Source organism: uncultured Amphritea sp., assembly GCF_937127095.1.
GTDB lineage: Bacteria > Pseudomonadota > Gammaproteobacteria > Pseudomonadales > Balneatricaceae > Amphritea.
In genome coordinates, this window is the sequence record NZ_CAKZLP010000024.1 from 103028 (window position 1) to 129651 (window position 26624).

The 26624-nt window shown below is 53.7% G+C and carries 32 protein-coding genes; 23 read left to right on the top strand and 9 right to left on the bottom strand.

The window, feature by feature from the left end:
• The first annotated feature begins 52 nt into the window (after positions 1-52).
• From metK to Q0499_RS06400, 9 genes are all read left to right on the top strand, one after another.
• Entirely contained in the window at positions 53-1243 is a 1191-nt protein-coding gene (gene metK, locus Q0499_RS06360) for a methionine adenosyltransferase (RefSeq protein ID WP_299197378.1), read from the top strand.
• Positions 1244-1421: 178 nt separating this feature from the next.
• Positions 1422-2150: a 16S rRNA (uracil(1498)-N(3))-methyltransferase gene (locus Q0499_RS06365; RefSeq protein ID WP_299197380.1), complete on the top strand. Its 729-nt coding sequence runs from the start codon at positions 1422-1424 to the stop codon at positions 2148-2150.
• A 107-nt stretch (positions 2151-2257) separates the two neighbouring features.
• Positions 2258-3220, top strand: coding sequence for a glutathione synthase (gene gshB / locus Q0499_RS06370; RefSeq protein ID WP_299197382.1), 963 nt, complete (start codon positions 2258-2260; stop codon positions 3218-3220).
• 36 nt (positions 3221-3256) lie between these two features.
• A complete protein-coding gene (locus Q0499_RS06375; protein WP_299197385.1) occupies positions 3257-4207 on the top strand; it encodes an energy transducer TonB in 951 nt (316 codons plus the stop codon).
• A gap of 77 nt (positions 4208-4284) precedes the next feature.
• Positions 4285-4866 carry a YqgE/AlgH family protein gene (locus Q0499_RS06380; RefSeq protein WP_299197387.1) on the top strand — a complete coding sequence of 194 codons (582 nt, stop codon included), beginning with the start codon at positions 4285-4287 and terminating at the stop codon, positions 4864-4866.
• Between the two features lie 37 nt (positions 4867-4903).
• Positions 4904-5380 carry a Holliday junction resolvase RuvX gene (gene ruvX, locus Q0499_RS06385; protein ID WP_299197389.1) on the top strand — a complete coding sequence of 159 codons (477 nt, stop codon included), beginning with the start codon at positions 4904-4906 and terminating at the stop codon, positions 5378-5380.
• Positions 5361-5876, top strand: coding sequence for a bifunctional pyr operon transcriptional regulator/uracil phosphoribosyltransferase PyrR (gene pyrR / locus Q0499_RS06390; protein WP_299197391.1), 516 nt, complete (start codon positions 5361-5363; stop codon positions 5874-5876). The genes ruvX and pyrR overlap by 20 nt, the downstream gene beginning before the upstream one ends.
• An 18-nt stretch (positions 5877-5894) precedes the next feature.
• A complete protein-coding gene (locus Q0499_RS06395; protein ID WP_299197393.1) occupies positions 5895-6896 on the top strand; it encodes an aspartate carbamoyltransferase catalytic subunit in 1002 nt (333 codons plus the stop codon).
• A gap of 10 nt (positions 6897-6906) precedes the next feature.
• A complete protein-coding gene (locus Q0499_RS06400; protein WP_299197394.1) occupies positions 6907-8181 on the top strand; it encodes a dihydroorotase in 1275 nt (424 codons plus the stop codon).
• A 102-nt stretch (positions 8182-8283) separates the two neighbouring features.
• Here the strand turns inward: Q0499_RS06400 and Q0499_RS06405 are convergent, their stop codons facing one another.
• Together Q0499_RS06405 and Q0499_RS06410 are read right to left on the bottom strand one after the other, a co-directional pair.
• A complete protein-coding gene (locus tag Q0499_RS06405) occupies positions 8284-9450 on the bottom strand; it encodes a PilT/PilU family type 4a pilus ATPase (RefSeq protein ID WP_299197395.1) in 1167 nt (388 codons plus the stop codon).
• A gap of 15 nt (positions 9451-9465) precedes the next feature.
• Positions 9466-10500 (bottom strand): type IV pilus twitching motility protein PilT, encoded by a 1035-nt coding sequence (locus Q0499_RS06410; protein ID WP_299197397.1) that lies wholly within the window; start codon positions 10498-10500, stop codon positions 9466-9468.
• Between the two features lie 345 nt (positions 10501-10845).
• Between Q0499_RS06410 and Q0499_RS06415 the strand changes: the two genes are divergently transcribed.
• The 12 genes from Q0499_RS06415 to Q0499_RS06470 all read left to right on the top strand — a co-directional run bounded on the left by Q0499_RS06415 (position 10846) and on the right by Q0499_RS06470 (position 20260).
• The gene (locus Q0499_RS06415; protein WP_299197398.1) at positions 10846-11559 is read left to right on the top strand and encodes a YggS family pyridoxal phosphate-dependent enzyme; all 714 of its coding nucleotides are present in this window, start codon (positions 10846-10848) and stop codon (positions 11557-11559) included.
• A 22-nt stretch (positions 11560-11581) separates the two neighbouring features.
• Positions 11582-12406, top strand: coding sequence for a pyrroline-5-carboxylate reductase (gene proC, locus Q0499_RS06420; RefSeq protein ID WP_299197400.1), 825 nt, complete (start codon positions 11582-11584; stop codon positions 12404-12406).
• A gap of 170 nt (positions 12407-12576) precedes the next feature.
• Positions 12577-13134: a YggT family protein gene (locus Q0499_RS06425; RefSeq protein WP_299197402.1), complete on the top strand. Its 558-nt coding sequence runs from the start codon at positions 12577-12579 to the stop codon at positions 13132-13134.
• Between the two features lie 8 nt (positions 13135-13142).
• Entirely contained in the window at positions 13143-13436 is a 294-nt protein-coding gene (locus tag Q0499_RS06430; RefSeq protein WP_299197404.1) for a DUF167 domain-containing protein, read from the top strand.
• Positions 13437-13577: 141 nt separating this feature from the next.
• Positions 13578-14744 carry a homoserine O-acetyltransferase gene (locus Q0499_RS06435; RefSeq protein ID WP_299197406.1) on the top strand — a complete coding sequence of 389 codons (1167 nt, stop codon included), beginning with the start codon at positions 13578-13580 and terminating at the stop codon, positions 14742-14744.
• Positions 14744-15334, top strand: a complete 591-nt coding sequence (gene metW, locus Q0499_RS06440) for a methionine biosynthesis protein MetW (RefSeq protein WP_299197410.1) — start codon at positions 14744-14746, stop codon at positions 15332-15334. Before Q0499_RS06435 ends, metW begins: the two co-directional genes overlap by 1 nt.
• Positions 15335-15345: 11 nt before the next feature.
• Complete coding sequence (locus Q0499_RS06445; protein ID WP_299197412.1) at positions 15346-15828, top strand: DUF4426 domain-containing protein; 483 nt, start codon at positions 15346-15348, stop codon at positions 15826-15828.
• Positions 15829-15862: 34 nt separating this feature from the next.
• Complete coding sequence (rdgB, locus tag Q0499_RS06450) at positions 15863-16462, top strand: RdgB/HAM1 family non-canonical purine NTP pyrophosphatase (RefSeq protein ID WP_299197414.1); 600 nt, start codon at positions 15863-15865, stop codon at positions 16460-16462.
• A 1-nt stretch (position 16463) separates the two neighbouring features.
• Complete coding sequence (gene hemW, locus Q0499_RS06455) at positions 16464-17606, top strand: radical SAM family heme chaperone HemW (protein ID WP_299197416.1); 1143 nt, start codon at positions 16464-16466, stop codon at positions 17604-17606.
• A gap of 124 nt (positions 17607-17730) precedes the next feature.
• Positions 17731-18582 carry a methylated-DNA--[protein]-cysteine S-methyltransferase gene (locus tag Q0499_RS06460; protein WP_299197418.1) on the top strand — a complete coding sequence of 284 codons (852 nt, stop codon included), beginning with the start codon at positions 17731-17733 and terminating at the stop codon, positions 18580-18582.
• Positions 18557-19285 carry an AraC family transcriptional regulator gene (locus tag Q0499_RS06465; protein WP_299197420.1) on the top strand — a complete coding sequence of 243 codons (729 nt, stop codon included), beginning with the start codon at positions 18557-18559 and terminating at the stop codon, positions 19283-19285. Before Q0499_RS06460 ends, Q0499_RS06465 begins: the two co-directional genes overlap by 26 nt.
• An 87-nt stretch (positions 19286-19372) precedes the next feature.
• Positions 19373-20260 (top strand): EamA family transporter, encoded by an 888-nt coding sequence (locus Q0499_RS06470; protein WP_299197422.1) that lies wholly within the window; start codon positions 19373-19375, stop codon positions 20258-20260.
• Here the strand turns inward: Q0499_RS06470 and Q0499_RS06475 are convergent, their stop codons facing one another.
• From Q0499_RS06475 to Q0499_RS06505, 7 genes are all read right to left on the bottom strand, one after another.
• A complete protein-coding gene (locus Q0499_RS06475) occupies positions 20261-20794 on the bottom strand; it encodes a hypothetical protein (RefSeq protein ID WP_299197425.1) in 534 nt (177 codons plus the stop codon).
• Positions 20795-20802: 8 nt separating this feature from the next.
• Entirely contained in the window at positions 20803-21528 is a 726-nt protein-coding gene (locus tag Q0499_RS06480; protein ID WP_299197427.1) for an HAD family hydrolase, read from the bottom strand.
• Positions 21521-22468 carry a tyrosine recombinase XerC gene (gene xerC, locus Q0499_RS06485; RefSeq protein ID WP_299197429.1) on the bottom strand — a complete coding sequence of 316 codons (948 nt, stop codon included), beginning with the start codon at positions 22466-22468 and terminating at the stop codon, positions 21521-21523. Before xerC ends, Q0499_RS06480 begins: the two co-directional genes overlap by 8 nt.
• Before the next feature lie 19 nt (positions 22469-22487).
• Positions 22488-23189: a DUF484 family protein gene (locus tag Q0499_RS06490; protein ID WP_299197432.1), complete on the bottom strand. Its 702-nt coding sequence runs from the start codon at positions 23187-23189 to the stop codon at positions 22488-22490.
• Entirely contained in the window at positions 23186-24016 is an 831-nt protein-coding gene (dapF, locus tag Q0499_RS06495) for a diaminopimelate epimerase (protein ID WP_299197435.1), read from the bottom strand. The genes Q0499_RS06490 and dapF overlap by 4 nt, the downstream gene beginning before the upstream one ends.
• A gap of 119 nt (positions 24017-24135) precedes the next feature.
• On the bottom strand, positions 24136-25386 hold the full coding sequence (gene lysA / locus Q0499_RS06500; protein WP_299197438.1) for a diaminopimelate decarboxylase: 1251 nt from the start codon (positions 25384-25386) through the stop codon (positions 24136-24138).
• Positions 25387-25473: 87 nt separating this feature from the next.
• A complete protein-coding gene (locus Q0499_RS06505) occupies positions 25474-25584 on the bottom strand; it encodes a lipoprotein (protein WP_299197531.1) in 111 nt (36 codons plus the stop codon).
• A 121-nt stretch (positions 25585-25705) separates the two neighbouring features.
• Between Q0499_RS06505 and cyaY the strand changes: the two genes are divergently transcribed.
• Together cyaY and Q0499_RS06515 are read left to right on the top strand one after the other, a co-directional pair.
• On the top strand, positions 25706-26023 hold the full coding sequence (gene cyaY / locus Q0499_RS06510) for an iron donor protein CyaY (protein ID WP_299197440.1): 318 nt from the start codon (positions 25706-25708) through the stop codon (positions 26021-26023).
• A gap of 10 nt (positions 26024-26033) precedes the next feature.
• Positions 26034-26594: a D-sedoheptulose 7-phosphate isomerase gene (locus Q0499_RS06515; protein ID WP_299197442.1), complete on the top strand. Its 561-nt coding sequence runs from the start codon at positions 26034-26036 to the stop codon at positions 26592-26594.
• Positions 26595-26624: the final 30 nt, after the last annotated feature.

Here is a 26624-nt window from a genome sequence, read left to right on the forward strand (position 1 = left end):
CAACGGTCCGATGCCATCTATAATTCCCTAAAGCTAGGATTGAAGACGCGTAATGAGCGAATACAGCCTGTTTACTTCGGAGTCTGTCTCCGAAGGTCATCCTGATAAGATCGCCGATCAGATCTCTGATGCGGTTCTTGACGCAATTATTGCTGAAGACAAATATGCCCGTGTGGCCTGCGAAACCATGGTGAAAACCGGTGTTGCGATTGTCTCCGGTGAAATTACCACCACGGCATGGGTAGATCTGGAAGCGCTGGTTCGCGGTGTTATCTGTGATATCGGTTATACCTCATCTGATGTCGGTTATGACGGCGCAACCTGTGGTGTACTGAACATCATCGGTAAGCAGTCCCCCGACATCAACCAGGGTGTTGACCGCGCCAAGCCTGAAGATCAGGGCGCCGGTGACCAGGGTCTGATGTTTGGTTATGCCAGCAATGAAACTGATGTGCTGATGCCCGCGCCAATCTGCTACGCCCACCGTCTGGTTGAGCGTCAGGCAGAAGCGCGTAAATCCGGTTTGCTGCCATGGCTGCGCCCGGATGCCAAGAGCCAGGTCACCTTCCGTTACGAAAACGGCCTGCCGGTCGGTATCGATGCCGTTGTTCTATCGACTCAGCACAACCCTGAAGTCTCCATGGCCGACCTGCAGGAAGCGGTAATGGAGCTGATCATCAAGCACACCCTGCCGGCTGAATGGATCGACAAGAGCACCAAGTTCCACATCAACCCCACCGGCAACTTTGTTATCGGCGGGCCTGTAGGTGACTGCGGTCTGACCGGCCGGAAGATTATCGTTGATACCTACGGCGGCATGGCCCGTCACGGTGGCGGCGCGTTTTCCGGAAAAGATCCATCCAAGGTTGACCGTTCTGCCGCCTATGCCGGCCGTTACGTGGCGAAAAACATCGTTGCTGCCGGTCTGGCTGATAAGTGTGAGATCCAGGTGTCCTACGCCATCGGTGTTGCTGAACCGACCTCGGTATCGATCAACACCTTCGGCACTGGCAAGATCTCTGACGCTAAAATCATCGATCTGGTAAACAACCACTTCGATCTGCGTCCACATGCGATCACCCGCATGCTCGACCTGCTGCACCCGATGTACCGCCCGACTGCAGCTTACGGTCACTTCGGTAAAAACCCCTACGAGATGACGGTGGGTAACGATACCTTTACCGCCTTCACCTGGGAAAAAACCGATAAAGCCGACGAACTGCGCGCGGCGGCCGGTCTGTAAACGACCTCCAGACAACGCGAAAGAAAAAAGGGCCGGGTGAAAACCAGGCCCTTTTTTATTGCATCGAATTTTATTGACCGTAAGCATGGGATACCGATAGAGAGCAGTTCCCTCTAACTGATCCATTTATGCCGTGGCATAATAACGACTTCAACAGCAGATCTGATCGATAGCGACAATGAGAATTCCCCGTTTTTACGAACCTCAGCCCCTCACTGAGGATAGCGAAATCAACCTCAGCGACAGCGTGGTTCAGCATGTGTCCCGGGCTTTGAGAATGCGTCCCGGAGACGCTCTTATCCTTTTTAATGGCGACGGTTGCGAGTATCAGGCCGAGCTGACTGAGGTTGCCAAACGTAATGCTTGCGCGCGGATCACCGGGGTGACAACCCCCGCCCGGGTATCGCCGCTAAACGTGACTGTCGGTCAGGCGGTTTCCCGTGGTGAGCGGATGGATTATGCAGTACAGAAAGCCACCGAGCTGGGGATGAATCAGTTGGTGCCACTGTTTACCGAGCGTTGCGAAGTTCGCCTCAACAGTGAGCGTCAGGATAAACGCCGTCAGCACTGGCAGCAGGTTGCCATCAGCGCCTGTGAACAGAGCCTGCGCTGCGATCTGCCCGAGATCAGCGAACCCCAATCACTGAATGACTGGCTGAGTACGGTTGAGGCAGACCTTAAACTGGTACTGCATCACCATACCGAGCAACCGCTGGGCGACTTCGACAAGCCCGCATCGGTTGCCCTGCTGATCGGGCCGGAAGGCGGACTGAGTGAAGCAGAAGTCGAGCTGGCACTGTCAAAGGGATTCAAACCAGTAGCGTTCGGCCCCCGGGTATTTCGCACGGAAACGGCCCCCATAGCAGCACTATCGGTGTTGCAATACCTCTGGGGTGATCTGGGATAAGCCGGTTCACTCACAGAGCAATCACAGTAACACTGGTGATGACCGGTGCAGGCGGGTAGAATCGCTCTAATTTATAGATATCGAATACAGATAAACAAGGCGCTTCAATGACAGTTAAAATCGGCATTGTGATGGACCCGATCGAGGCCATCAGCTTCAAGAAAGACAGTTCACTGGCGATGCTATGGGCGGCTCAACGCAAGGGCTGGGAGATCTGGTACATGGAACAGAAAGATCTCTACCTGCGCGATGGTAAAGTCCTCGCCAAGATGGCGCCGATGACGGTCGATATGAATCCGGAAAAGTGGTTCGAACGCAGTGAATATCAGGTGCAGGAAGTGAGTACGCTTGATGTAGTGCTGATGCGTAAAGATCCGCCTTTCGACAACGAGTTTATCTACACCACCCACCTGTTAGAAATGGCCGCATCCCAGGGCAAAACACTGATGGTGAACCGCCCGCAGGCGCTGCGGGACTATAACGAGAAGATTTTTGCTACTCACTTCCCGCAATGCTGTCCGCCGGTGCTGGTCACCCGCCGCGACGACCTGCTTCGGGAGTTCCATGCCGAGTTTAAAGATGTCATCTTCAAACCACTGGATGGCATGGGCGGCACCTCGATCTTCCGCATTCAGGAGCAGGGCGTAAACCTTGGCGTCATCATTGAAACCCTGACCAAATTTGGCACCGAAACGATTATGGCGCAGAAATACCTGCCGGAGATCGTCGATGGTGATAAACGGATTCTGATGGTGGATGGCGAGCCGGTTCCCTACGGCCTGTCGCGCATCCCGACCAACGGCGAAACCCGTGGTAACCTGGCCGCCGGTGGCCGTGGCGAAGGCCGCCCCCTCACCCAGCGGGAACAGTGGATCGCCGCACAGGTCGGCCCAACACTGAAAGCCCAAGGCATTCTGTTTGCCGGTCTCGATGTGATTGGTGACTACCTCACCGAAGTCAACGTCACCAGCCCCACCTGTATCCGCGAACTGGATAATCAGTTCGGTCTGGATATCGGCATGCAGCTGATGGATGTCATCGAAGCGAAGCTTAATCAGGACTGTGCATAAGAGCGATGTTATTCCCCCCGGTATCAGGAAGACACTATGAGTAAGGCTGTTGCCGCTGTTTCCGCAGCTGATCGGCTCGGTTTCACTCTGTTTCTCGCAGTGGCGGTACATGCCGCCGCCATTCTGGGGATCGGCTTTGCGGTTACACCGAATATCCCCCCGGCACAGACACTTGAGATCACACTGGCGCAGTACCAAAGTGAGAAGCCACCGGAAGAGGCTGACTTTATCGCACAGGCCGATCAGCAGGGCAGCGGCCAACTGGAAGAGAAAGCTCTGCCGGCAACCCGTGAAATTGCCGATTTTCAACATCAGACCATCCAGGAAACGGCGGCACTGCAGCCGCTGACGCCACCTACCGATATCGCAGCGACACCGATACAGACAACGGCTGTCGAGCCAGCCCCTATCGCGGAAACAGTTGATCAACAGACCGTCAACGCCCCCGAGCAAGAGGTTATCATTACCACGGCAAAGCGGGATAAACAGGTCTCCGATGCGCCGCAACAGCATCAGCAGTCGACACCTCCACCACCTGCACCGGGCAGCTCTCAATCGCTGCTGTCGCGCAGTCTGGAAATCGCCAGTCTGGAAGCCCAGCTGGAGTTTCAGCGTCAGGAATATGCCAAGCGGCCACGGGTAAAACGCCTCACCTCTGCATCCACCAAAAGCCACAGCGATGCCGTCTATCTGGCGAACTGGCGGCGCAAGATCGAATCCGTCGGCAACCTCAACTACCCCCAGGAGGCACAGCAGAATCAGCTCTACGGCAGTTTACGGATGATGGTCAGCATATTGCCTGACGGCAGCGTCAAGGAGATCAAAATCCTGCACTCCTCTGGCAACCGGATTCTAGACGATGCCGCAGTCCGTATTGTGCAGCTGGCAGCACCGTTCCAGAAATTCCCCATGGAGATGCGCAAAAACACCGACCAGCTGGAGATTATCCGTACCTGGAAGTTTGAGAAAACCGCGCGGATATACTAAACGTTAGAAGGCTACGCGTTGAAGACGTTATACAGTACAGTATATCCTCTGGCGCGGCTCAAGAGCAGGTATTCACTATGACCTCAGAAACCCCCTCTCTCTACCTGCCCGGCAGCCTTCAGGGTCATTTCCTTATTTCCATGCCCCATATGGACGACCCTAACTTCGCTCAAGCTGTCATCTATATCTGCGAACATAACGCATCTGGTGCCATGGGGATCATCATTAACCGCCCGCTTGAGATCGATCTGAATGAGTTACTGCAACACCTTGATTTTAGTTATCACGGTGATCAGATCGCGCCGGTTTATGCTGGCGGACCGGTGCAGGATGATCGCGGCTTCATCCTACACTGCCGCACGGCGAATGAGTGGGACTCCTGCTACCACATCACCGGTGAGCTTACACTGACCACGTCGATGGATATTCTTCAGGCTATCAGCGAAAACAGGGGTCCCGAACAGTTTCTGGTGGCATTAGGCTATGCCGGCTGGGGGGCCGGACAGCTGGAACAGGAGCTATCTGAAAATGTATGGTTAAGTTGCCTGGCTAATTTAGATATAATGTTCCGCACTCCGGCTGAAGAGCGACTTCAGGCCGCGGCAACGACTCTGGGGGTCAACCTTGACCTGTTAACCTCACAAAGCGGCCACGCCTGACCGGTCACCTCACCACTAACCCACTCAAAGAAGCGGAATGATCACACTATCAGGTCCAGTTATAGGCTTTGATTTCGGCACCACACGGATAGGCATCGCTGCAGGTCAGGCTATTACCGGGACGGCTTCGCCCTTACCTCCGGTCAGCGCCCGCGACGGCATCCCCGACTGGTCCGTGATTGAAAAGTTAATTTCCGAGTGGCAAGCGGTGGCTATCGTTGTGGGCATCCCTCTGAACATGGATGGCAGCATCAGCGATATGTCCCGCAGAGCACGAAAATTTGCCAACCGTCTCAAAGAACGCTGCCAACTCCCCTGCTACCTGATGGATGAGCGTCTTTCCACCCGCGAAGCCAAGAAGATCAGCCTGGCCCGGGGGGGCAGCAGTAATTTTAAAGAAAATTCCGTTGACGGCATCGCCGCACAATTGATTCTGGAAAGCTGGTTTGAATCAGACCAGCTGATATCCAGTGAAACCCGACTGGAGGACCTTTATGGTATCGGGCGTAATTAAAGTGGATCACCTGCTAACCAAAATGGCTGCAGATCTGAAAACGCTGATCACAGCACGACAGATCGACAATCCCATGATGATCGGCATTCATACCGGCGGTGTCTGGCTGGCAGAGCATCTGCATCAGCAGCTGAATATAGAGGATCCATTGGGAACACTGGATATCTCTTTCTATCGCGACGACTTTAGTCGGGTCGGCCTGAACCCTAAAGTTCAGCCGTCGGCACTGCCAAGCGCCACAGAAGACCGGCATGTCATTCTGGTTGATGATGTCATCATGAGCGGACGAACGATACGGGCCGCGATGAACGAGCTGTTTGACTACGGCCGCCCGGCATCCATTACCCTGGTCACCCTGCTGGACCTGAATCGTCGCGAGCTGCCGATTCAGGCAGATGTCACCGGCGATACATTGCATCTCGCTGATGATGAACTGGTAAAACTGACCGGCCCGGTGCCTCTGGCACTGGAGATTCGCAAAAAAGACAACCTCTAACCCACCCTGGAATCTGACATGTTTGAACAACAAGATCCCAACCTGATCCAGCTGAACAGCGCCGGTCAGCTAAAACACTTTCTGACCACCGAAGGGCTGAGCCGGGAGATGCTGACAGAGATCCTCGACACGGCAGATTCATTTGTCGATATGAGCGCGCAGCAGGTGAAAAAGGTGCCGCTGCTACGGGGTAAAACGGTCGTCAACCTGTTCTTCGAGGCCAGCACCCGTACCGCCAGCACCTTTGAACTGGCGGCAAAACGTCTATCTGCCGATGTGCTCAACCTGAACATCAAAACCTCATCAACCTCTAAGGGCGAAACCCTGAAAGACACCCTGATGACGATGGAAGCGATGCACTCAGATATGTTTGTCGTGCGTCACTCTGACAGTGGCGCAGCTCACTATATCGCCAGCAATGTCACGCCTCATGTTGCCGTGATCAATGCCGGCGATGGTCGCCATGCTCACCCAACCCAGGCGATGCTGGATATGCTCACCATCCGCCAGCACAAAGGCGGATTCGAACATCTCACCGTGGCAATTGTTGGCGATATCCTGCACTCCCGCGTAGCCCGGTCACAGATTCATGCGCTGCGCACCCTGGGGGCGAAAGAGATCCGGGTGATTGGTCCCACCACCCTGTTGCCACGACATATAGAAGCGCTGGGCGTTACCGTTTATACCAATATGCTGCAAGGCCTGAAAGATGTCGATGTGGTGATGATGCTGCGACTGCAAAAAGAGCGGATGCAGAGCGCTCTGCTGCCCAGTGAATCCGAGTTCTACACCCTCTACGGTCTCACGGAAGAGAAGTTAAAACTCACCCATCCGGACTCCATCGTTATGCATCCCGGTCCGATCAACCGTGGCGTAGAGATTGAAACCTCGGTTGCCGACGGGCCAAAATCGATGATTCTAAAGCAGGTAACCAACGGTATTGCCGTGCGCATGGCAGTGATGTCGATGGCGATGGGTGGCCAGATGACAGAGCATCAGGCGGAGCGGGAAAGTGAGTAAGGTGAAAACGATGAATATTGCAATCAGAAACGGTCGTGTTATCGACCCCGCCAACAATCTGGACCAGATTACTGACCTGTTCATCAGCGACGGTAAAATCGCCGCCATCGGTCAACCCCCTGCCGAATTTATGGCTGACCAGGAGATCGATGCCAGCAACCTGGTGGTCAGCCCCGGTCTGATCGACCTCTGCGCCAATCTGCGCGAGCCTGGTTACAGCCGCAAAGGCACCATCGCCAGTGAAACCGCTGCGGCTGCGGCCGGAGGGATCACCACCCTGTGTATGCCTCCGATGACCAAACCGATTGCCGACAACACCGCGGTCATCGACCTGATTGAGGACCTGGCAAAACAGGCGGGCAACGCCCGGGTATTGCCGATAGGGGCGCTGACACAGGAGCTGAAAGGGGAACAACTCAGCCCGATGTATGGGCTCAGCAAAGCCGGCTGCATCGGTTTTACCAACGCCCGCGAACCGATCCACAGCTCACTGACACTGTCACGCTGCCTGGAGTACGCCGCAACCCATGATCTGCTGGTTATTTTTCAGCCACAGGATGCTGATCTGGCGGCCGGTGGCACTATGCATGACGATACCACCTGTACCCGCCTGGGTCTGAGCGGCATTCCGGAAAGTGCCGAAACAATCGAGGTTGCCCGGTGCCTGTTATTGATTGAGCAAACTGGTGTCAAAGCACACTTTGGTCAGCTATCCTGCGAACGCTCAGTGAAAATGGTGATGGATGCCCGGGCCCGCGGACTGCGGGTGACCGCAGATATTGCCATCCAGAATCTGTTGCTGACCGATGAAAATGTCAGCGGTTTCGACCCTAACTTTCATCTGATTCCGCCGCTACGCAGTCAGCTTGATCGCGCAGGATTGCGCCACGCTCTGGTTGCAGATGGCTTCCAGGCGATCTGTTCTGACCACCAGCCCCATGAACTGGCCGCCAAACAAGCCCCTTTTGCCGCCACCGAACCGGGTATGACCGGGCTGGAAACCCTGCTGTCGCTATCACTGATGCTGGTACAACAGGAGCTGATCTCGCTGCCGCAGATGCTGGCTAAACTGACCTCCGGTCCGGCCAGCGTACTCAACCTGGATCTCGGCACCCTGACCCCCGGCAGCACTGCCGATATCTGTATCTTCGATCCGCAGCAGGATTGGGTACTGACAACAGAGAATCGCCGTTCTGCGGGCGCAAACACCCCCTTTATGGGTTTCCCGCTTAAAGGCGTGGTGCGTTACACCCTGCTGGAGGGCAACGTAGTTTTTCAGCAATAGTCAGCGCGAATCTCCCGGAGATAAGCAGATGGCGATCTGCAGAAACAAAAAACGGCGCATCGAATGCGCCGTTTTTTTTAATTTTCAAAGCAACTAAAACGATTACATCCCTTTGACATCCAACTGACCTGCATTATGCAGGAAGTCATCATCATCCTGCAGGAAGAAGCCGGAATCATCGGTGCCGCCATCAAGATCAGGATTCGTATCTGAGTTGAGTTTAATCATCAGACGCAGGTCGTTCGGCGAATCGGCGTGGGCAATGGCAACATCATAGGTGATAGTGCCCTCTTTATACTCATTGTAGAGCGCCTGATCGAAGGTCTGCATCCCCAGATTGGTGGACTTTTTGATCACCTCTTTCAGCTCATGCACCTCACCTTTACGGATCAGGTCCTGCATCAGCGGCGTATTAATCAGTACTTCAATGACTGCTCTACGACCTTTACCATCTTTAGTCGGTAACAGCTGTTGCGCGATAATCGCCTTGAGATTCAACGACAGGTCCATCCAGATCTGCGCATGGTGTTCCGGTGGGAAGAAGCTGATAATCCGGTCCAGCGCCTGGTTGGAGTTGTTCGCATGCAGCGTCGCCATACACAGGTGGCCAGTCTCAGCAAAGGTCAGACCATACCCCATGGTATCCGCACTGCGAATCTCACCCATCAGGATCACATCCGGTGCCTGGCGCAGGGTATTTTTCAGAGCTACTTCAAATGAATCGGTATCCAGGCCCACTTCCCGCTGGGTAATCACACTCTGCTTATGCTCGTGGATATACTCAATCGGGTCCTCAATGGTAATGATATGACCTGCCGTATTGGCGTTGCGGTAATCGATCATCGATGCCAGCGAGGTGGATTTACCGGTGCTGGTACCGCCAACAAACAGTATCAGTCCGCGCTTAGTCATCGCCAGGTCTTTCAGCACCGGCGGCAGGTTAAGCTCTTCCATTGAAGGGATATAGGTATTAATGCGACGCAGCACCATACCGGGCGAGTTACGCTGAAAAAAAGCACTGACACGAAAACGGCCAATCCCCGGCGCACTGATCGCGAAGTTACACTCGCGGGTACCCTCAAACTCGGCCAGCTGTTTGTCATTCATGGTGCTGTAGGTCAGCGAGCGCGCCTGGGCGGGTTTCAATGCCTCTTTGGTTAACGGTTTGATGGTACCGTCCACCTTTATACTGGGACGGGCACCGGCAGTAATAAACAGATCGGATGCTTGTCGGTCAGTCATAACCTTAAGTAGCTGGGTAATATCCAAAATATCCGCTCCGCCTTAAAAATTATTAGGATTCAGCGCTTTCGCACGCGCTGCTTCACGGGTGATCAGGCCCTTTTTCATCAGATCGGTCAGCGACTGATCCAACGTCACCATTCCGTAGGCGGCACCGGTCTGAATCGCCGAGTACATCTGTGCCACTTTATCTTCTCGTATCAGGTTACGAATCGCCGGGGTGCCGGTCATGATCTCATGGGCCGCAACCCGTCCACCTTTCGGCTTTCTCAACAGCGTTTGAGAGATAACGCCCTGCAGGGACTCAGACAACATGGAACGCACCATCGATTTCTCTGCTGCCGGAAACACGTCAATAATACGGTCGATAGTTTTAGCCGCCGATGTGGTGTGCAGGGTGCCAAACACCAGGTGACCGGTTTCGGCCGCGGTCAGTGCCAGCCGGATAGTCTCCAGGTCCCGCATCTCACCTACCAGGATAATATCCGGGTCTTCACGCAGCGCTGAACGCAGGGCTTCCTCGAAACCAAGCGTATCCCGGTGCACCTCACGCTGGTTAACCAGACATTTTTTACTCTGATGAACAAATTCTATCGGATCTTCGATGGTCAGAATATGCTCATTGCGGGTTTCATTGATGTAGTCCACCATCGCCGCCAGAGTGGTACTCTTACCGGAACCGGTGGGGCCGGTCACCAGCACCAGCCCCCGGGGATTATCGGACAGATTACGGAACACCTGACCCATACCCAGGTCATCCATCGTCAGAACCTTACTGGGAATGGTCCGGAATACCGCCGCAGCACCTCGATTCTGGTTAAAGGCGTTGACACGAAAGCGCGCCAGACCCGGCACTTCGAAGGAAAAGTCGGTTTCAAACCGTTCTTCATAGTCCTTACGCTGCTTGTCGTTCATGATGTCATAAATCAGCGTATGAACCTGCTTATGTTCCAGAGAAGGCAGCTTAATTCTGCGGACCTCACCATCCACCCGGATAACCGGCGGCATACCAGCGGTTATATGGAGGTCGGATGCTCCCTGCTGAACGGTAAACGATAAGAGTTCTGTAATATCCATGGCTTCTCAGGTATATAGGGGATCTGCAAGCAGCTCCGTTGATTTTCTGTAAGCGTCAAAACCTTAATTCTGAAGGTTTTGCATACCGCGTCACTGGCCCTTAGTCATAATAAAAGCTGCAACCGGGCATATAAAGTCCTTACGCCTATTTTGGACAGTTTTTACTATGATTTACCATAAAACAGTTCTAAACGATGCCAAAACCTGCCAGATCACCCAAACACAGGGGAAATATTCACAGGTTAATTAATGTTCTCTGGTATTATAGCGGCTTCCCTCGCAAGGGTTGCACTATATCAGTTTTATCAGAATCACCCATCATAGCCAATCTCTAGTTGTTACAATATGACACAGATTACAGATCGCTTAGAAAAGCTACATTCCCAGATCAAGGCGGCGGCAGAAACGGCCAACCGCCAGCCGCAAACAGTTCAATTACTAGCGGTGAGTAAAACCCGTGAAGCCGATGAACTGCGTCAGGCCTGGTCAGCCGGGCAACGGGCGTTTGGTGAAAACTATCTTCAGGAAGCCCTGGACAAGATCGAAGCGCTACAGGATCTGGATATCGGTTGGCACTTTATCGGCCCGATTCAGTCCAATAAAACCCGGCCAATCGCTGAAAACTTCGATTGGGTTCACAGTGTTGACCGTTTTAAGATAGCTCAGCGACTCAGTGATCAGCGGCCTGCGGGAATGGCACCACTGAACATCTGCCTGCAGGTGAATATCAGTGAAGAAACGAGCAAATCCGGGGCTCTGCCAGCAGATCTGCCGGCACTGGCCGCTGAGGTTGCGGCACTGAAAAATATCAGTTTAAGGGGATTAATGGCCATTCCGGCCAGTAACGATGATCCGCAACTGCAGCGACGCCCCTTCGCACAGATGCAAGCGCTGCTGCAGACACTACAACAGCAACTGCCGGATCAGCCATTGGATACACTGTCGATGGGGATGTCCGCTGATATGGAGGCTGCCATTCTCGAGGGCGCCACCATTGTGCGTATAGGCACTGCACTGTTTGGCCCGCGGGACTACAGTAACCATTCCAGTAATCATTAATTTTTAAGATCAGGAAGCAGACGTGAGCACACAACCAACATTAGCATTTATTGGCGCGGGTAATATGGCCCGGGCGATCATCGGCGGACTGGTCAGCAACGGTTATCCGGCGAAGAAAATCTGGGCCTGTGATACCCAACTGGACAAGATGTCTGATCTGCAGCAAAAGGGGCTTAATACCACCACCGATAACAATGAGGCCGTCGCAGAAGCCGATATTGTTATCCTGGCAGTCAAACCGCAGGTGCTTAAAGCGGTCGCAATGGAGATGGCTGCTGCCGTTCAACATCACCAACCACTTATCGTATCGGTAGCCGCAGGTATTCTGTGCAGCAGTCTGGAACAGTGGCTGGGCGGCAATATCGCACTGGTTCGTTGCATGCCAAACACCCCGGCGCTGGTTAAACAGGGCGCCAGCGGTCTCTACGCCAACGCCCGGGTGGATGATGCGCAACGCAGTCAGACTGAGCAGATTATGACCGCAACTGGCATCGCCATGTGGGTTGAAAGCGAAGCGCATCTGGATGCAGTGACAGCGGTGTCCGGCAGTGGCCCGGCGTATTATTTTCTGATGATGGAAGCGATGGTGACCGCAGGAGAAAAGCTGGGGCTGAGCCGCGAAGTCGCACAGCAACTGACCATTCAGACCGCTCTGGGCGCGGCAGAGATGGCCAGCCAGAGCGATGTAGAACCGGCAGAACTGCGCCGCCGTGTGACTTCACCTAAAGGCACGACAGAACGGGCAATACTCACCTTTATTGATCAGGGATTGCCAGAGATTATCGCTAACGGCATGCAGGCCTGCTATGACCGCTCTGCCGCCCTGGGAGAGGAACTGGGCAAATAAGCAAATGATATAAAAAGCCTTTCTTCGGTTCATAGTGACCGGGAAAGGCTCTATACTCTGGTCTTAAAAGCTCGACTTTATAATCGGGTCTGCATTCTGGCGCTATAATTCAGAGTCTGAGCCAGACACAGAACCAACACCAATCAGACATCTGCACAGGAACAGAGACAATGGGACAGGATCCTCTCAGTTCAATCATTCAGCTGTTCGGCCAGCTTTATGTATTTATTATCGTGCTGCGATTTTTGTTACAGATCGCTAAGGCCGATTACTACAATCCGATCTGTCAGGCAGTGGTTAAGATTACCGCAATGCCGCTGGCGCCATTACAACGTATTCTTCCGCGCCCCGCCAATATCGATCTTTCACCGCTGCTGCTGGCATTTCTGGTCAACATAGCGATCTGGGCGTTTATCCTGCTGCTCAAAGGTCAGGGGATTGGTGCAAACCTGACTGCCATACTGGTGCTATCAGGTGTCGGGGTGCTGAATACGATTCTGGATATCTATTTTTATGCGGTGATCGGTTCCGTCATTATCAGCTGGGTTGCCCCCGGCAGTTACCACCCCGGACCACAACTGATTACCCAGCTGACTGAGCCTGTATTTGGCCTGGCACGCAGAGTGATCCCCTCTTTGGGAGGGCTGGACCTGTCACCTATTCTGATATTCTTCGTCATCCAGATCGCACGCTCCCAGCTAGGCAACTTAACCCAATTCCTGCTCTGAGACCGGTGATGGCTGAATTTTATAGCTGGCAAGGCGACAGTCTGATCATCAGCTGTCGTTTGCAACCTAAGGCGAGCAATGACGCGATTGTCGGGCTGCATGATGACAGTGTTAAAATTCGCATTACGGCACCACCAATAGAGGGCAAAGCCAATGCCCATCTGGTAAAATTTCTGGCAAAACAGTTTGGCGTGGCAAAAAGTTCGGTCACTATTCTCAGTGGCGAGCTGGGCCGACAGAAACGGGTCAGGATTGATGACCCGAAAAAAATTCCTGAACCATTAACGATTGAGCATAACTAACGTGATACTGAGATCTCTGCATAATTACCGCCCGGCAGGCTATCTGATTCTTGATAGTCAGTCCTTGCTGTACGAAATGTGAAGCTCGACCGGGTAGATCAGTAGCACCTTATTTCGAGTTATCAGCGTTAAGTGAGAATTATGCCTCAATCATTTCCTCAAGATTCTGTCGGTATCGTCACCCCACAGACAATCTGTTTTGACCAACCACTACCACTAGCCTGTGGCCGTCAGCTCGATAATTACGAGCTGGTGATAGAAACCTATGGCACACTGAATGCCGATGCGTCCAACGCCATTCTGGTATGCCATGCGCTATCCGGCAACCATCATCTTGCCGGCTATCATAGCGAAGCAGAGAGCAAACCTGGCTGGTGGGATTCTGCTATTGGCCCGGGCAAGCCGATCGATACTAATATCTTTTTTGTTATCGGTCTGAATAATCTGGGGGGCTGTCACGGCTCCACCGGCCCTCAGAGTATTAACCCGGAAACCGGCAAGCCCTTTGGCCCGGACTTTCCCATCATGACCGTACCGGACTGGGTTGAAAGTCAGGCCCGCCTGGCAGACCACTTTGGCATCCAGCAATGGGCCGCAGTCGTCGGTGGCAGCCTGGGAGGGATGCAGGCGCTGCAATGGGCGATCAACTATCCGCAACGCATCCGCCACTGTCTGATTATCGCGGCAGCACCGAAACTCAGTGCCCAGAATATTGCCTTTAATGAGGTTGCCCGACAGGCGATCACCCGCGATCCGGACTTTAACAATGGCCACTTCTACGAGAATGGCAACGTGCCCAAAACCGGCCTGATGCTGGCCCGGATGCTCGGCCATATTACCTACCTGTCCGATGATGGCATGCGGGAGAAGTTCGGCCGGGAACTGAAAGAAGGCAAAATCAGTTACGATTTCAACCCGCAGTTTGAGGTTGAGTCCTACCTGCGCTACCAGGGCGAGCGCTTTTCCACCGCCTTCGACGCCAACACCTACCTGCTGATGACCAAAGCGCTGGATTATTTTGACCCGGCAGCTGATTACGGTCATAACCTGGCGGACGCGGTTCGCAATACCCGGTGCAAGTTTATGGTGATCTCCTTTACCTCCGACTGGCGTTTCTCCCCGGAACGCTCCCGGGAGATTGTCGATGCCTTGGTGACCGCTGAAAAGCAGGTCAGTTATGCCGAAGTTGATTCTGACCACGGCCATGATGCGTTCCTGATCCCTAACCCGAGATATATGGATATCTATTCAGCCTATATGAAGCAGGTCGCCAACGACATTCCCGTCACCGGTAAGGAGAACAACTGATGCGAGCGGATCTGGACATTATTCAGGAATGGATAACCCCCGGCAGTAAAGTACTCGATCTTGGCTGCGGTAATGGTGAACTACTGGCTTTTCTGCAACAGCAGAAAAAAATTACCGGTTACGGCGTAGAGCTGGATCATGACAACATCACCGCCTGTATCGGGAAAGGTGTTAACGTCATTGAAAAGAATATCGACGAGGGGCTTGCCAGTATTGATGACAGCAGTTTCGATACCGTAATCATGACTCAGGCGCTACAGGTAATGTACCGTCCGGATCAGATTGTCGATGAGATGCTGCGCATCGGTAAGGAGTGTATCGTCACCTTCCCTAACTTCGGCCACTGGCGTGCCCGGGGCTATCTGGCATTTCGGGGAAAAATGCCGGTATCGAAGTTCCTGCCCTATACTTGGTACAACACACCTAACATCCATTTTTGTACCTTCAAGGATTTTGAGCAGCTCTGCGTCGAGCGCAATATTCATATCCTTGATCGCACCGTCGTGGACAATGAACATAAACATCACTGGTCGATCCGGTTATGGCCCAATATGCTGGGCGAAATCGCAATCTACCGCATCACCCGATAGGGAGAAAAAGTATGAAAATGCCAACCTGGCACACTGGACTTATTAAACAAGCAATGGCAGCGCTGGTGATTATCGCGGGGCTGCTAAGCGCTACCGTCAGTACCTCGGCAAGCGCAGAGCAGATGGTTGCTCATGGCGATTATATGATTCACTACAACGCCTTCAATAGCAGTTTTATCCAGCCGGATGTTGCCGCGTCCTATGGCATCCAGCGGGGAAAAACCAAAGGGCTTATCAATATCTCGGTACTGCAGAAACAGGCCGATGGCAGCACTCAACCGGTCTCGGCGATAGTCTCAGGTGATGTCACCAACCTGATCTCGCAGAAGCAGACTATGAGTTTTCAGAAGATCGAAGAAACCGGAGCGCTTTACTATATTGGCGACTTTGGTTTTACCGATGATCAGGTGCTGCGTTTCAATCTGCAGGTTCAGCCAGATCCGAATCAGCCTGCCTATACCATCACATTTGAGCAGCGTTTTTATATCGACTAATGGGTCAATAACCCTCTGAAGACAAGGTTTCGCTATGACCCGTCAAATCGTGCTGGCCAGTGGCAACAAAGGTAAGCTGAAAGAGTTTAATCAGGTATTGGGAGAGCTGGGGGTAGAGGTCGTGCCCCAATCTCATTTCAGTGTGCCGGATGCGGATGAAACCGGCCTGAGTTTTGTTGAAAATGCGATTCTCAAAGCGCGGCATGCCTGCCAGCTGACCGGTTTACCGGCACTGGCAGACGACTCCGGACTGGAAGTAGACGCACTCAACGGTGCACCTGGTATCTATTCTGCCCGTTTTGCCGGACCGGGTGCCAGCGATGCGGATAACAACCACAAGCTGCTGCAGTTACTCGAAGGCACCTCGCCGGAACAACGCAGTGCCCGGTTTCGCTGTGTACTGGTGTTTATGCGTCATGCAGAAGACCCGACGCCGCTCATCTGCCAGGGCAGCTGGGAGGGGCATATCCTGCCACTGCCTCAGGGTGAAAACGGTTTTGGCTATGACCCTCTGTTTTTAGTGCCCGGGCTTGATATCGCGTCAGCTCAGCTACCGCCAGAGCAGAAAAATAAGATCAGCCACCGGGGACTGGCGGTACAACAACTGATCCAGCAGATCCCGGCCTACCTTTAACATGCTCAGTCTGCCGCCACTATCGCTCTATATCCATATCCCCTGGTGCGTGCGTAAGTGTCCCTACTGCGACTTTAACTCCCATGCCGTCAAAGACGAGATCCCGCAACAGCGTTATATCGATGCCCTGATGCGGGATCTGGAGCAGGAACTACCGGGCGTACAGGGACGGGAGATCGAAACAATCTTTATCGGCGGCGGCACACCCAGTCTGTTTGATGCCCCGGGAATTCAGCAGATACTCAGCGGCATAGCCGCACGCACGCCCCTGGCGGCCAATGCCGAGATCACCATGGAAGCCAACCCCGGCACCTTCGAACAGGTGCGTTTTGCCGGCTTCAGGCAAGCGGGTGTAAACCGTTTATCAATTGGTATACAGAGCTTTGACAGTGCCCGATTACAGCAACTGGGGCGGATTCATAACCGTAATGACGCCCTGCATGCCGCCGGTAAGGCCCGGGAGATCGGCTTCGATAACTTCAATCTCGATCTGATGCACGGATTGCCGCAACAGACACCGGAGATGGCCCTGGCCGATCTGCAGCAGGCCATTGAACTCCAGCCCACTCACCTATCCTGGTATCAGTTGACCATCGAGCCCAACACCGAGTTTTTCAGCAAGCCACCGGAGCTACCAGAAGATGAAGCGTTGTGGGCGATCCAGGAACAGGGCCAGGCACTGTTAGCAAGCCACGGCTACCAGCAGTATGAGATCTCCGCTTATAGTCAGTCCGGCCGCCAGTCGCGACATAATCTTAACTACTGGCAGTTTGGCGATTATATAGGCATTGGTGCCGGTGCCCATGGAAAGATCAGCTGGCCAGAGCAAAACCGGATTACCCGCCGCTGGAAACAGCGTCAGCCGAAAGCCTATATGGACGCCCTCAACCCAATTTCCGGCGAACAGGATCTCAGTCTGCAAGAGCGCCCGTTTGAGTTTATGATGAATGCGCTGCGCCTGAATAATGGCGTCAATGCCGAGCTGTTCAGCCAGCGTACCGGACTGTCACTGGAATCGATCACTCCGATGGTTGAAACCTGCCGCACACGGGGGCTGATGGAAACAGACTCTGAAATTCTCGCTCCTACCGCCCATGGACGGCTGTTTCTCAACGACCTGCTGGAACAGTTTCTCGACGAATAAGTTTTTTAGCCCTGGCCCCCTGAACCATTCAGCGCAACAATCGGGTAGCCCTGACAGAAAAGATCGCCGACACTAAACAGATAGCGTCTACATGGAACAATGTGGCTTAACCGGGGAACCACTTATGTCTGACCAATCCACTCAGCAGTATACAACCGTTGCCGCAGCGATCCGCTACATCCGCAATCACGCCCAAAACCAACCGGAACTGGCTGAGATTGCCGCCGCGGTGCAGCTGAGCGAATACCACCTGCAACGGCTGTTCAGTGCCTGGGCAGGAATATCGCCGAAACGATTCCTCCAGTATCTCACCAAAGAGCATGCCCTTAACGCCCTGAAAGCATCCTCCGATAGTCTGACAGCCGCATACGATGCTGGCCTCTCCGGTGGCGGCCGTCTGCATGATCTGATGATCAGCTGTGAAGCGATGACACCTGGTGAGATCAAAGCCGCAGGCTCCGGGGTAGAGCTGCATTATGGCCTGGCCCCCTCCCCCTTTGGTCTGGTGCTGGCAGGCTGGACCCGCCGCGGCCTCTGCTACCTGGCTTTTCTCGATGAAGACCTGACTGAGCGCAGCGCAGAACTGTTGCAGCAGTGGCCCAATGCAACCGTGATTGCCGATGACGCGGGTGCGTTAGCCCTGTTGGAAAAGATATTCCCAAGCACGCCGCAACCGGGCAAACTACACCTGTTACTGCGGGGTACTAACTTTCAGATTAAGGTATGGGAAGCATTGCTGGATACCCGACCGGGACAGCTGTGCTCATACTCTCAACTCGCGGCGGCCACCGGCTCACCAAAAGCACAGCGGGCCATTGGCAGTGCCGTGGCAGCCAACATCATTGGTTACCTGATCCCCTGTCACCGGGTGATCCGCGAAAGTGGCGAAAGCGGCAACTACCGCTGGTCGCCGGAGAGAAAACTGGCGATTCATAGCTGGGAATATGCACATGCAACTCAACAACCTGACCCTTGATCTGCGCAGCTATAGCGCTGAGACCGATAACCACCAGCATGATTACCATCAGTTGGTCTTACCGGTCAGCGGTCAGTTGGATATCTCTGTGGGTAAGCAGGCCGGGCTGGTCGACTCTCATCAGGCTGCCATCATCAGTGCAGGGCAGGAACATGGTTTTTCAGGCTCTGAGGATAACTGTTTTGTGGTGGCGGATATCCCCTATCAGCTCGCCCCGGAATTTGAACAACTACCCGCCTTTATCCAGCTAAGCCCGGCACTCAATCAGTATGTGCGCTTTCTGCACCAGCAACTACAGCAGTACAACTCAGTCAGTACTCAGCGGCAGATGCTGTTACTGTTAATTCAGTTACTACAGGAGCAGTGCGGTAAAAAGCTAAAACTGGATCGTCGTATCGCCACCGCACAGAATTATCTCGATCATCATTTCAACACAGAGATCAGCATCGGTCAGCTGGCACAGGTTGCCAGTCTGAGTCCCCGCCAGCTGAGTGAGCTGTTTCGTCAACAACTGGGGATGACACCGCTGCAATATCTGATCGAAAAGCGCATGCAGCATGCATGGCAGCTGTTAGAGCAGCAAAACCTCACGGTGCAGCAGGTCGCTGATGCCGTCGGCTATAGCAGCCTGGCCGCGTTTAGCGACCGTTTTCGCAAACATTTCGCGATTCCTCCCAGTTATTTCCGCCGCTGCGGCAAATAGTTTCGCCTGAATGGTGAAGAACCCGATGGCCCGTGGCGCTATGCTGCTGTGACTATTTGCTGAGACTTTTTGCTGAGAGATTTAAAAATGCTAACCGAAACACTCCGGGCCACCCTGATCGGCGCTGTCTCCATACTGCTATGGGGCACGCTTGCCCTGCTGACCCGCCTGACCGAAGGGAGAATTCCGCCGTTTCAGATGATGGCGATGACCTTCGCTCTGGCCTTTCTGCTGATGTCCCTGAACTGGTGGCGCCAGGGAAACCTGGGATTGCGTCACCTGCGGCAACCTAAACTGGCCTGGCTGTTGGGGGTTGGCGGTTATTTTGGTTATCACTTCTGTTATTTCCTGGCGATGACCAAAGCCCCGGCGGTCAGCGTCAGTCTGATCGCCTATCTGTGGCCGTTGCTGATCGTTCTGTTTGCCAGCCTGCTACCCGGCGAAAGCCTGCTAAAGCGTCACCTGTTCGGCGCGCTGATTGCGCTCTATGGTTGTTGGTTGCTGATTGGGCAGGGAAGCGACGGTTTCAACCCGGACTATCTCAGTGGTTATCTGCTGGCGCTGACCTGCGCCTTTATCTGGTCTGGTTATTCAGTGCTGAGTCGACTGGTAAAACAGGTTTCCACCGATGCGGCGGGATGGTTTTGTGGGGCGACGGCGGTACTGGCTTTACTGTGTCACGGGCTGTGGGAAACCACCGTGTGGCCCGACTCCACCGCGCAGTGGATCGGCGTACTGGGTTTAGGCATCGGCCCGGTGGGCATCGCCTTCTTTACCTGGGATTATGGCGTTAAACATGGCAACCTGCAGTTGCTCGGTGTGCTGGCGTATTCAGCGCCGCTGATCTCAGCGCTGCTGCTGGTGATGGCTGGTCTTGCGCCGGCGGATCTCACCCTGCTGCTGGCCTGTCTGGCGATTGTCTCCGGCTCACTGATTGCCGGTTATCGGCGGGCCCAACGACTAACCGAGGGTTAGTCAGTGCGCCTGTATCGGTTTCAGTGGCACACCGGCACTATCTGCCGGTTTATCCTGAATCCATTCAGCCGCCACCATCACCCGCTGCAACATATGCTCAAAGGAGTAGCGTTGCCCCGGCGGCAGTGTCAGGGTCATCCCCTCTCCTTCCGTCGGCAGCATGATAAACCGGACAAGCTTATCGACGGTTTTAATATCAATGCGCTGCACCAGAATACCCTCCTCACCGAGAGGGTAATGGTTAGCATCCGACTGGAACGGGGTGGAGAAATCAGCCTGCTCAACAGCACCATGCTTTTCGATATCCCCCAAACTCTGCAACTGTTCCGGTTGCAGATGGCTGGCACTGTTTTCAGTAGGAAACGTATGCTCGTTGAACAGTTTGTAAACCCGCAGTGCTAATCTGCGGGTCCACCAGGCGCGGTACTCTTTACCCTGTTCATATGCCCGGATAAGAATACGATCCTCGACGGAGTTGTAGCTCAGGTTTATCTGATTCTGCGGTAACGGATTAGGAGGGGTTTGCTCTGCCATTATGATTCCTAAAGGGTTGCCCGATGATCAGCGATCGCAGCAATCTGCGCCACACTTTCGGGAATATCACTCAGACAGGTGACCGAGCGGTCAGCCGGATCGCCCTCTGGCCATACCCGGTTATCCAGATTCACCCAGATAGTCCACAAACCGGCATTCTGCGCGCCAACAATATCGTGGTGGGGGTTATCACCGATATGGATCACCTGTTCCGGCCGCAACCGTTGGCTGTGTAACATCTGTTCAAACATCAGCGGATGCGGTTTCTCTTTACCGACGCCATCGGCGTTGAGGGCAAAATCGAAGATATCACCTAAGCCCACCCGATTCACATCGGCGTTACCATTACTCAGTGCACCAATCAGATAACCGGCCTGCTTCAGCTGTTCCAGCATCGCCCGGGCATGTTCAAACAGCTCGACCTGATTGCGCGCTTCGATAAACACGTCGAACGCCTGTTGCGACAGCGCCACCGCCTGCTCATGGGGATAACCAGCCTCCTCCAGACCGATCTCCAGCTGTTTCAGACGAATCTGGGTCACGCTGTGGCCGATCTCAGGAAAGGTTTGCAACGCGCGCTGTTTCAGGTGTTCAAAATCACTTAACTGAAAACACTGCACAAACAGTTGCGCGTGCTCACTGAGCCAGTGATACAGCGTATTGTTGGCTTCGACAATCACCGGATCAACCGCCCAGAGGGTGTCATCCAGATCGAAGGTTATACATTTAATCATCGTCTTTTTCGGCCTTGTTGTGCGACTGTTTATGGGCGCGGGGATGGGCTTTATCGTAAACATCCATCAGGTGCCTGAAATCAAGATGGGTGTAGATCTGGGTGGTGGAAATATCCGAGTGCCCTAACAGTTCCTGCACCGCGCGCAGATCACCACTGGACTCCAGCATATGGCTGGCAAAGGAGTGACGCAAGCGGTGCGGATACACCTTCCCCTGAGTATGTTGCATCTTTGCCCGACGGTCGACGCGTAACTGCACACTCCGGGAGCTGATACGGGTGCCCCGCTGACTGACAAACAGCGCCATCTCTTCCGGACGCGCCATGCTATCACGGAGATCGAGCCAGTGATCCAGCGCCTGCATCGCCTTGCGACCAATCGGCAACAGGCGCTCTTTGGAGCCTTTACCCACCACCCGCAGGCTGGCTTCCTGCCAGTCGATACTGTGCAGATCCAGACTGACCAGTTCGGATAAACGCAGCCCGGAGGAGTAGATCAGTTCCAGAATCGCCTGATCACGACATTCCAGCGGATCGGTTTCACCCGCATCACTCTCCAGCAACTGGTTAAGCTGATCAACATCGAGGGTCTGGGGTAACCGCCGTGGACTCTTCGGTGCCTGAATACCGAGGGCCGGGTTTTGCTTCACCAGCCCTTCCCGGTGCAGATATTTGTAGAAACTGCGGATCGCGGAGAGTAACCGCTGAATACTTTTGCCCCCCAGGCCTTCGCGGTGCACCCAGGCAACAAAGTTGCGGATATGCTTTGCTTCGATCCGCGCCCAGTCTACTTTGCCATCGGGAAACAGGGTGCTGTGTTGCAGGTAGTCCTGCAGTCGGCCAAGATCGCGCCGGTAGTTACTGAGGGTATGACGGGAATACTGCCGTTCGCTGCTCAGATAGGTATAGAACCCATCCAGAGCAGCGTTGCCAGAGTTCATATTAGAAAAAGCTCATCAATCAGGCCTTGCGATCCTGCAACAGCGGCGACACCACCCGGCTGAGAACCTGACCGATATAATCGAGGAACAGGGTGCCCTGATTGCTCTGAAAGTAACTTGCATCAAAGCTACCAATCGCCAGTAATCCGAGGGTTTCACCTTTTACCAATGGCACCGCAGCAGCGGATTTCACCTTAAACGCCTGATCGCGGAACATGAACTGATTTTGCAGCTCGGTCAGATTACCGCAGCGGGTCTGGGACTGATCCACCAACGCATCGATTGCCGCAGCGTCACCCCGTGGCAGCAGACGCAGATTACTCAGGTCTTCCCGCTGATCACTGAACAGCACCAGCGCAGTGGTATCACTGTTAAAGTCCTGACACAGACTCTCATCAATCGCCACCGCCACATCATCGAGGGTTTCTGCATCCATCAGCGCCAGAACCATCTTCTTGGTTTTGCTGAACTGGATATCATTTTCCCGGGCAACGCCGATCATGTCGCCAAGGTAGTCGTGTAGCTCTCTGTTTTTCTGACGTAACAGGCTGGTCTGACGCTCCACCAGCGACACGGTATCGCCGCGCTGATGGGGGACGTAGAGCTTCTCCAGCAGATACTCATTGCCGCTAAAGAAATCCGGATGCTCTAGCAGATATTCAGCCACCTGCTCGGGGCTGATAGCAGCCTGCAGCATCTCTGTTGACGTGTTATCACTCATATAAAAATCTGCCCTTCATACACAGTGGTTGCCGGTCCGGTCATAATCAGCGGCTCACCTTCGCCGGGCCACTCAATCACGAGAGAGCCACCGGGCAGGTGCACCGTTACTTTATCGTCGAGCAGACCACGCAGACGTCCAGCGACCACCGCAGCACAGGCTCCGGTACCGCACGCCATGGTCTCTCCCGCGCCCCGCTCATAGACACGCAGACGAATCTCCGCGCCGCTGATTACTTCCATAAATCCAATATTCGCTTTCGCCGGGAACTTAGCGTGTGATTCCAATGCGGGCCCCCAGGTTTCAACCGGCGCAGTGTCAACCGCATCAACCACTAACACACCATGGGGGTTGCCCATCGACACCGCGCTAATCTGCACGGTCTGTCCACCAACCTCTATCGGATAGGTAGCGGCCTGGTGATCTGCACTAAACGGAATATGCTGAGGTTCCAGTACGGGCACTCCCATATCCACCACCACCTGCTTATCTTCGGTAATGGTCAGATAGATCGGCCCTTTCTGGGTTTCTACCGCCACGGTTTCTTTAGCGGTCAGCCGCTTATCGCGAACAAATTTAGCAAAACACCGGGCGCCATTGCCGCAATGTTCCACCTCACTGCCATCCGCATTGAAGATCCGGTAACGGAAGTCCATCTCTGGATTAGTGGGCGGTTCGACAATCAACATCTGATCAAAACCCACACCAAAATTACGATCGGCCAGACGCGCCACTATCGCAGAGTTGATCTTCACTTTCTGGGTAACGGTATCCAGCACCAGAAAGTCATTGCCAAGGCCATGCATTTTTGTAAATCGAACTAACATAGTCATCTCTTAAGGCGCACTGTTCGGACAGTGTGTTGCCTTCTCTGTCGGGCTTATTCGCAACGCGTATTCAGCAGATCATATAAATGAATTCACTCACATGATCTTAGCGTCCGCTTTTAGCCCGGTAAAACGGTTTCACCACGCAGCTGGTCAACAATCGTTTCGCGCTTGCGGATCAGGTGCACCTGGTTATCATCCACCATCACTTCCGCTGCCCGGTTACGGGTATTGTAATTAGAACTCATGCCAAACCCATAAGCCCCGGCAGAACAGACAGCCAGCAGATCACCCGCTTCAATGTTCAGCTCCCGGTCTTTACCCAGAAAGTCACTTGATTCGCATACCGGCCCCACCAGATCAAAGCGACGAGCTTCACCCTCTGCACGCATCTCTGCCGGAATAATCTCCATATAAGCACTATATAGCGCCGGGCGGATAAGGTCATTCATCGCGGCATCGATGATGGCGAAGTTTTTATGCTCAGTGCACTTCAGGAACTCCACTTTAGTGATCAGAATTCCCGCATTGGCAGCGATAGAGCGACCCGGTTCAAAGATCAGTTTCAACGGCCGTGCGCCCAACTTTTCAATGACAGCAGCGATATATTCCTGTGGCGTTGGCGGCACCTCATCGGTATAACACACACCCAGACCACCACCCAGATCCAGATGCTTGATGGTGATACCCTGCTCTGCCAGTGTATCAATCAACAGCAACAACCGGTCCAGCGCATCCAGAAACGGCGCAATCTCCGTCAGCTGTGAACCGATATGACAATCCACGCCCTGCACATCAAGATGACTCAGGCTGTGGGCATAGGTATAGATACGCACCGCATCGTCAATGGCAACACCGAACTTATTATCCTTCAGCCCGGTGGAGATATAGGGATGCGTACCGGCATCGACATCGGGATTCACCCGCAGGGAGATCGCCGCAACCTTATCCAGCTCAGACGCCACTTTATTAAGCCGGTCCAGCTCCGCTTCAGACTCAATATTGAAGCAGTGGATTCCCAGCTCCAGCGCGCGACGCATCTCATCTTCACGCTTAGCCACGCCGGAAAAAACCACTTTAGCCGGGTCGCCACCCGCTTTAATCACCCGCTCCAGTTCACCCAGGGAGACAATATCGAAGCCTGCACCCAAACGCGCCAGCACATTGAGTACGCCGATATTGGAGTTCGCTTTCACTGCGTAGCATACGAGTGAATCGCGCCCTTCCAGCGCCTGAGCATAGTCGAGATAGGCTCGCTCCAGGGCATCACGGGAGTAGATATAGGTGGGTGTGCCATAGTCTGCGGCAATCCGGCTGACCGGCACTTCTTCGGCACAAAGACGGCCGTTGAGATATTGAAAATTATCCATTGTCTTCTGTCTGTATTAAATAGGGTGACTGCTCAGGAGTGCTGAGCCTGTTATTTCCGCCGTTTCAAAGCGGCTGGGCAATTGAGACTATTGCTGCGTCTGTTTTGGCGCATCATCAGGCAGGTATAGCTTACCTTTCTGACCACAACCACTGATTAACAGAGCACTGAAAAAAATGGCAATCCAACAGGCTTTCACGGTGTTTATTCCTGACATTAAATTAATCCTCCGATTATACAGCGCCGTTGCCATGATGAGTACCTGAACGAACTGCTATATACTCTGTCCTACTAATAATTTTCCGCCTGTGAGTATGACAATGAACGAATCTGAATTTAACCAGAAGGTTGATGACACCCTGGAACGCGTTGAAGAGGTTTTGGATGAGGCGGAAACCGATCTCGACTTTATGAACAACGGCGGTGTTCTGACGGTGATCTGTGAGAATAAAACCCAGGTAATCTTCACCCGTCAGACACCGGTTAAACAGCTTTGGCTGGCGGCGCGTAGCGGCGGTTTTCACTTTGATTTCAATGGTAAAACCTGGGTGCGAGACAGCGATGGTACTGAGCTGAATGCTGTGCTGAGCGGTATCTTCGCTGAACAGGCTGGCGAACAGTTCAGCTTTGATCTGTAAGGATAAAACGATGTCATTTGAAAACGCACTGCAACGCCATATGCAAACCTTTAACCGTCTGCCAGAAATTCAGGCCGATGTTGAGCAACTGGCAGAGCAGATCTCAACAACTTTTGCTGCCGGTGGCAAGTTGCTGTTTCTCGGTAACGGCGGCAGTGCCGCAGACAGCCAGCATCTGGCCGCTGAGTTTGTCGTGCGTTACAAAGCGGAACGACGCGCCCTGCCAGCCATTGCGCTGACCGTCGACAGCTCAATCCTTACAGCCCATTCCAACGACTATAGTTTTGATTCTGTGTTTACCCGGCAGATTGAAGCACTGTGCCGCCCTGAAGACCTGGTGATTGGCCTCTCGACCTCGGGTAACAGCAACAACGTGATCAACGCCATTGAGGCCGCACAACAGATTGGAGCGACCTGCTGGGCCTGGACCGGGGAGAGTGGCGGCAGGTTAGAGTCGATAGCAGATCACCTGATAAAAGCCCCGAGTACCGAGACCGCAAGGGTTCAGGAAGCGCATATATTTATCGGCCACTGGCTCTGTGAAGAGATGGACCGGCAGCTAAGCTCTTAATAGCCAGGTTCTTAATTGATAAGTTCTGGG

Bases quoted from the DNA above. Each gene is read 5' to 3' on its own strand.
- Q0499_RS06375 (WP_299197385.1), top strand. From the start codon at position 3,257: ATGAGTAAGGCTGTTGCCGCTGTTTCCGCAGCTGATCGGCTCGGTTTC.
- gshB (WP_299197382.1), top strand. From the start codon at position 2,258: ATGACAGTTAAAATCGGCATTGTGATGGACCCGATCGAGGCCATCAGC.
- lysA (WP_299197438.1), bottom strand. From the start codon at position 25,386: ATGGATAATTTTCAATATCTCAACGGCCGTCTTTGTGCCGAAGAAGTG.
- Q0499_RS06490 (WP_299197432.1), bottom strand. From the start codon at position 23,189: ATGAGTGATAACACGTCAACAGAGATGCTGCAGGCTGCTATCAGCCCC.
- xerC (WP_299197429.1), bottom strand. From the start codon at position 22,468: ATGAACTCTGGCAACGCTGCTCTGGATGGGTTCTATACCTATCTGAGC.
- Q0499_RS06465 (WP_299197420.1), top strand. From the start codon at position 18,557: ATGCAACTCAACAACCTGACCCTTGATCTGCGCAGCTATAGCGCTGAG.
- Q0499_RS06470 (WP_299197422.1), top strand. From the start codon at position 19,373: ATGCTAACCGAAACACTCCGGGCCACCCTGATCGGCGCTGTCTCCATA.
- Q0499_RS06430 (WP_299197404.1), top strand. From the start codon at position 13,143: ATGGCTGAATTTTATAGCTGGCAAGGCGACAGTCTGATCATCAGCTGT.
- Q0499_RS06380 (WP_299197387.1), top strand. From the start codon at position 4,285: ATGACCTCAGAAACCCCCTCTCTCTACCTGCCCGGCAGCCTTCAGGGT.
- rdgB (WP_299197414.1), top strand. From the start codon at position 15,863: ATGACCCGTCAAATCGTGCTGGCCAGTGGCAACAAAGGTAAGCTGAAA.
- Q0499_RS06365 (WP_299197380.1), top strand. From the start codon at position 1,422: ATGAGAATTCCCCGTTTTTACGAACCTCAGCCCCTCACTGAGGATAGC.
- ruvX (WP_299197389.1), top strand. From the start codon at position 4,904: ATGATCACACTATCAGGTCCAGTTATAGGCTTTGATTTCGGCACCACA.
- pyrR (WP_299197391.1), top strand. From the start codon at position 5,361: ATGGTATCGGGCGTAATTAAAGTGGATCACCTGCTAACCAAAATGGCT.
- Q0499_RS06480 (WP_299197427.1), bottom strand. From the start codon at position 21,528: ATGATTAAATGTATAACCTTCGATCTGGATGACACCCTCTGGGCGGTT.
- Q0499_RS06460 (WP_299197418.1), top strand. From the start codon at position 17,731: ATGTCTGACCAATCCACTCAGCAGTATACAACCGTTGCCGCAGCGATC.
- cyaY (WP_299197440.1), top strand. From the start codon at position 25,706: ATGAACGAATCTGAATTTAACCAGAAGGTTGATGACACCCTGGAACGC.
- Q0499_RS06425 (WP_299197402.1), top strand. From the start codon at position 12,577: ATGGGACAGGATCCTCTCAGTTCAATCATTCAGCTGTTCGGCCAGCTT.
- Q0499_RS06415 (WP_299197398.1), top strand. From the start codon at position 10,846: ATGACACAGATTACAGATCGCTTAGAAAAGCTACATTCCCAGATCAAG.
- Q0499_RS06475 (WP_299197425.1), bottom strand. From the start codon at position 20,794: ATGGCAGAGCAAACCCCTCCTAATCCGTTACCGCAGAATCAGATAAAC.
- Q0499_RS06515 (WP_299197442.1), top strand. From the start codon at position 26,034: ATGTCATTTGAAAACGCACTGCAACGCCATATGCAAACCTTTAACCGT.
- Q0499_RS06410 (WP_299197397.1), bottom strand. From the start codon at position 10,500: ATGGATATTACAGAACTCTTATCGTTTACCGTTCAGCAGGGAGCATCC.
- dapF (WP_299197435.1), bottom strand. From the start codon at position 24,016: ATGTTAGTTCGATTTACAAAAATGCATGGCCTTGGCAATGACTTTCTG.
- metK (WP_299197378.1), top strand. From the start codon at position 53: ATGAGCGAATACAGCCTGTTTACTTCGGAGTCTGTCTCCGAAGGTCAT.
- Q0499_RS06400 (WP_299197394.1), top strand. From the start codon at position 6,907: ATGAATATTGCAATCAGAAACGGTCGTGTTATCGACCCCGCCAACAAT.
- metW (WP_299197410.1), top strand. From the start codon at position 14,744: ATGCGAGCGGATCTGGACATTATTCAGGAATGGATAACCCCCGGCAGT.
- Q0499_RS06435 (WP_299197406.1), top strand. From the start codon at position 13,578: ATGCCTCAATCATTTCCTCAAGATTCTGTCGGTATCGTCACCCCACAG.
- Q0499_RS06395 (WP_299197393.1), top strand. From the start codon at position 5,895: ATGTTTGAACAACAAGATCCCAACCTGATCCAGCTGAACAGCGCCGGT.
- hemW (WP_299197416.1), top strand. From the start codon at position 16,464: ATGCTCAGTCTGCCGCCACTATCGCTCTATATCCATATCCCCTGGTGC.
- Q0499_RS06445 (WP_299197412.1), top strand. From the start codon at position 15,346: ATGAAAATGCCAACCTGGCACACTGGACTTATTAAACAAGCAATGGCA.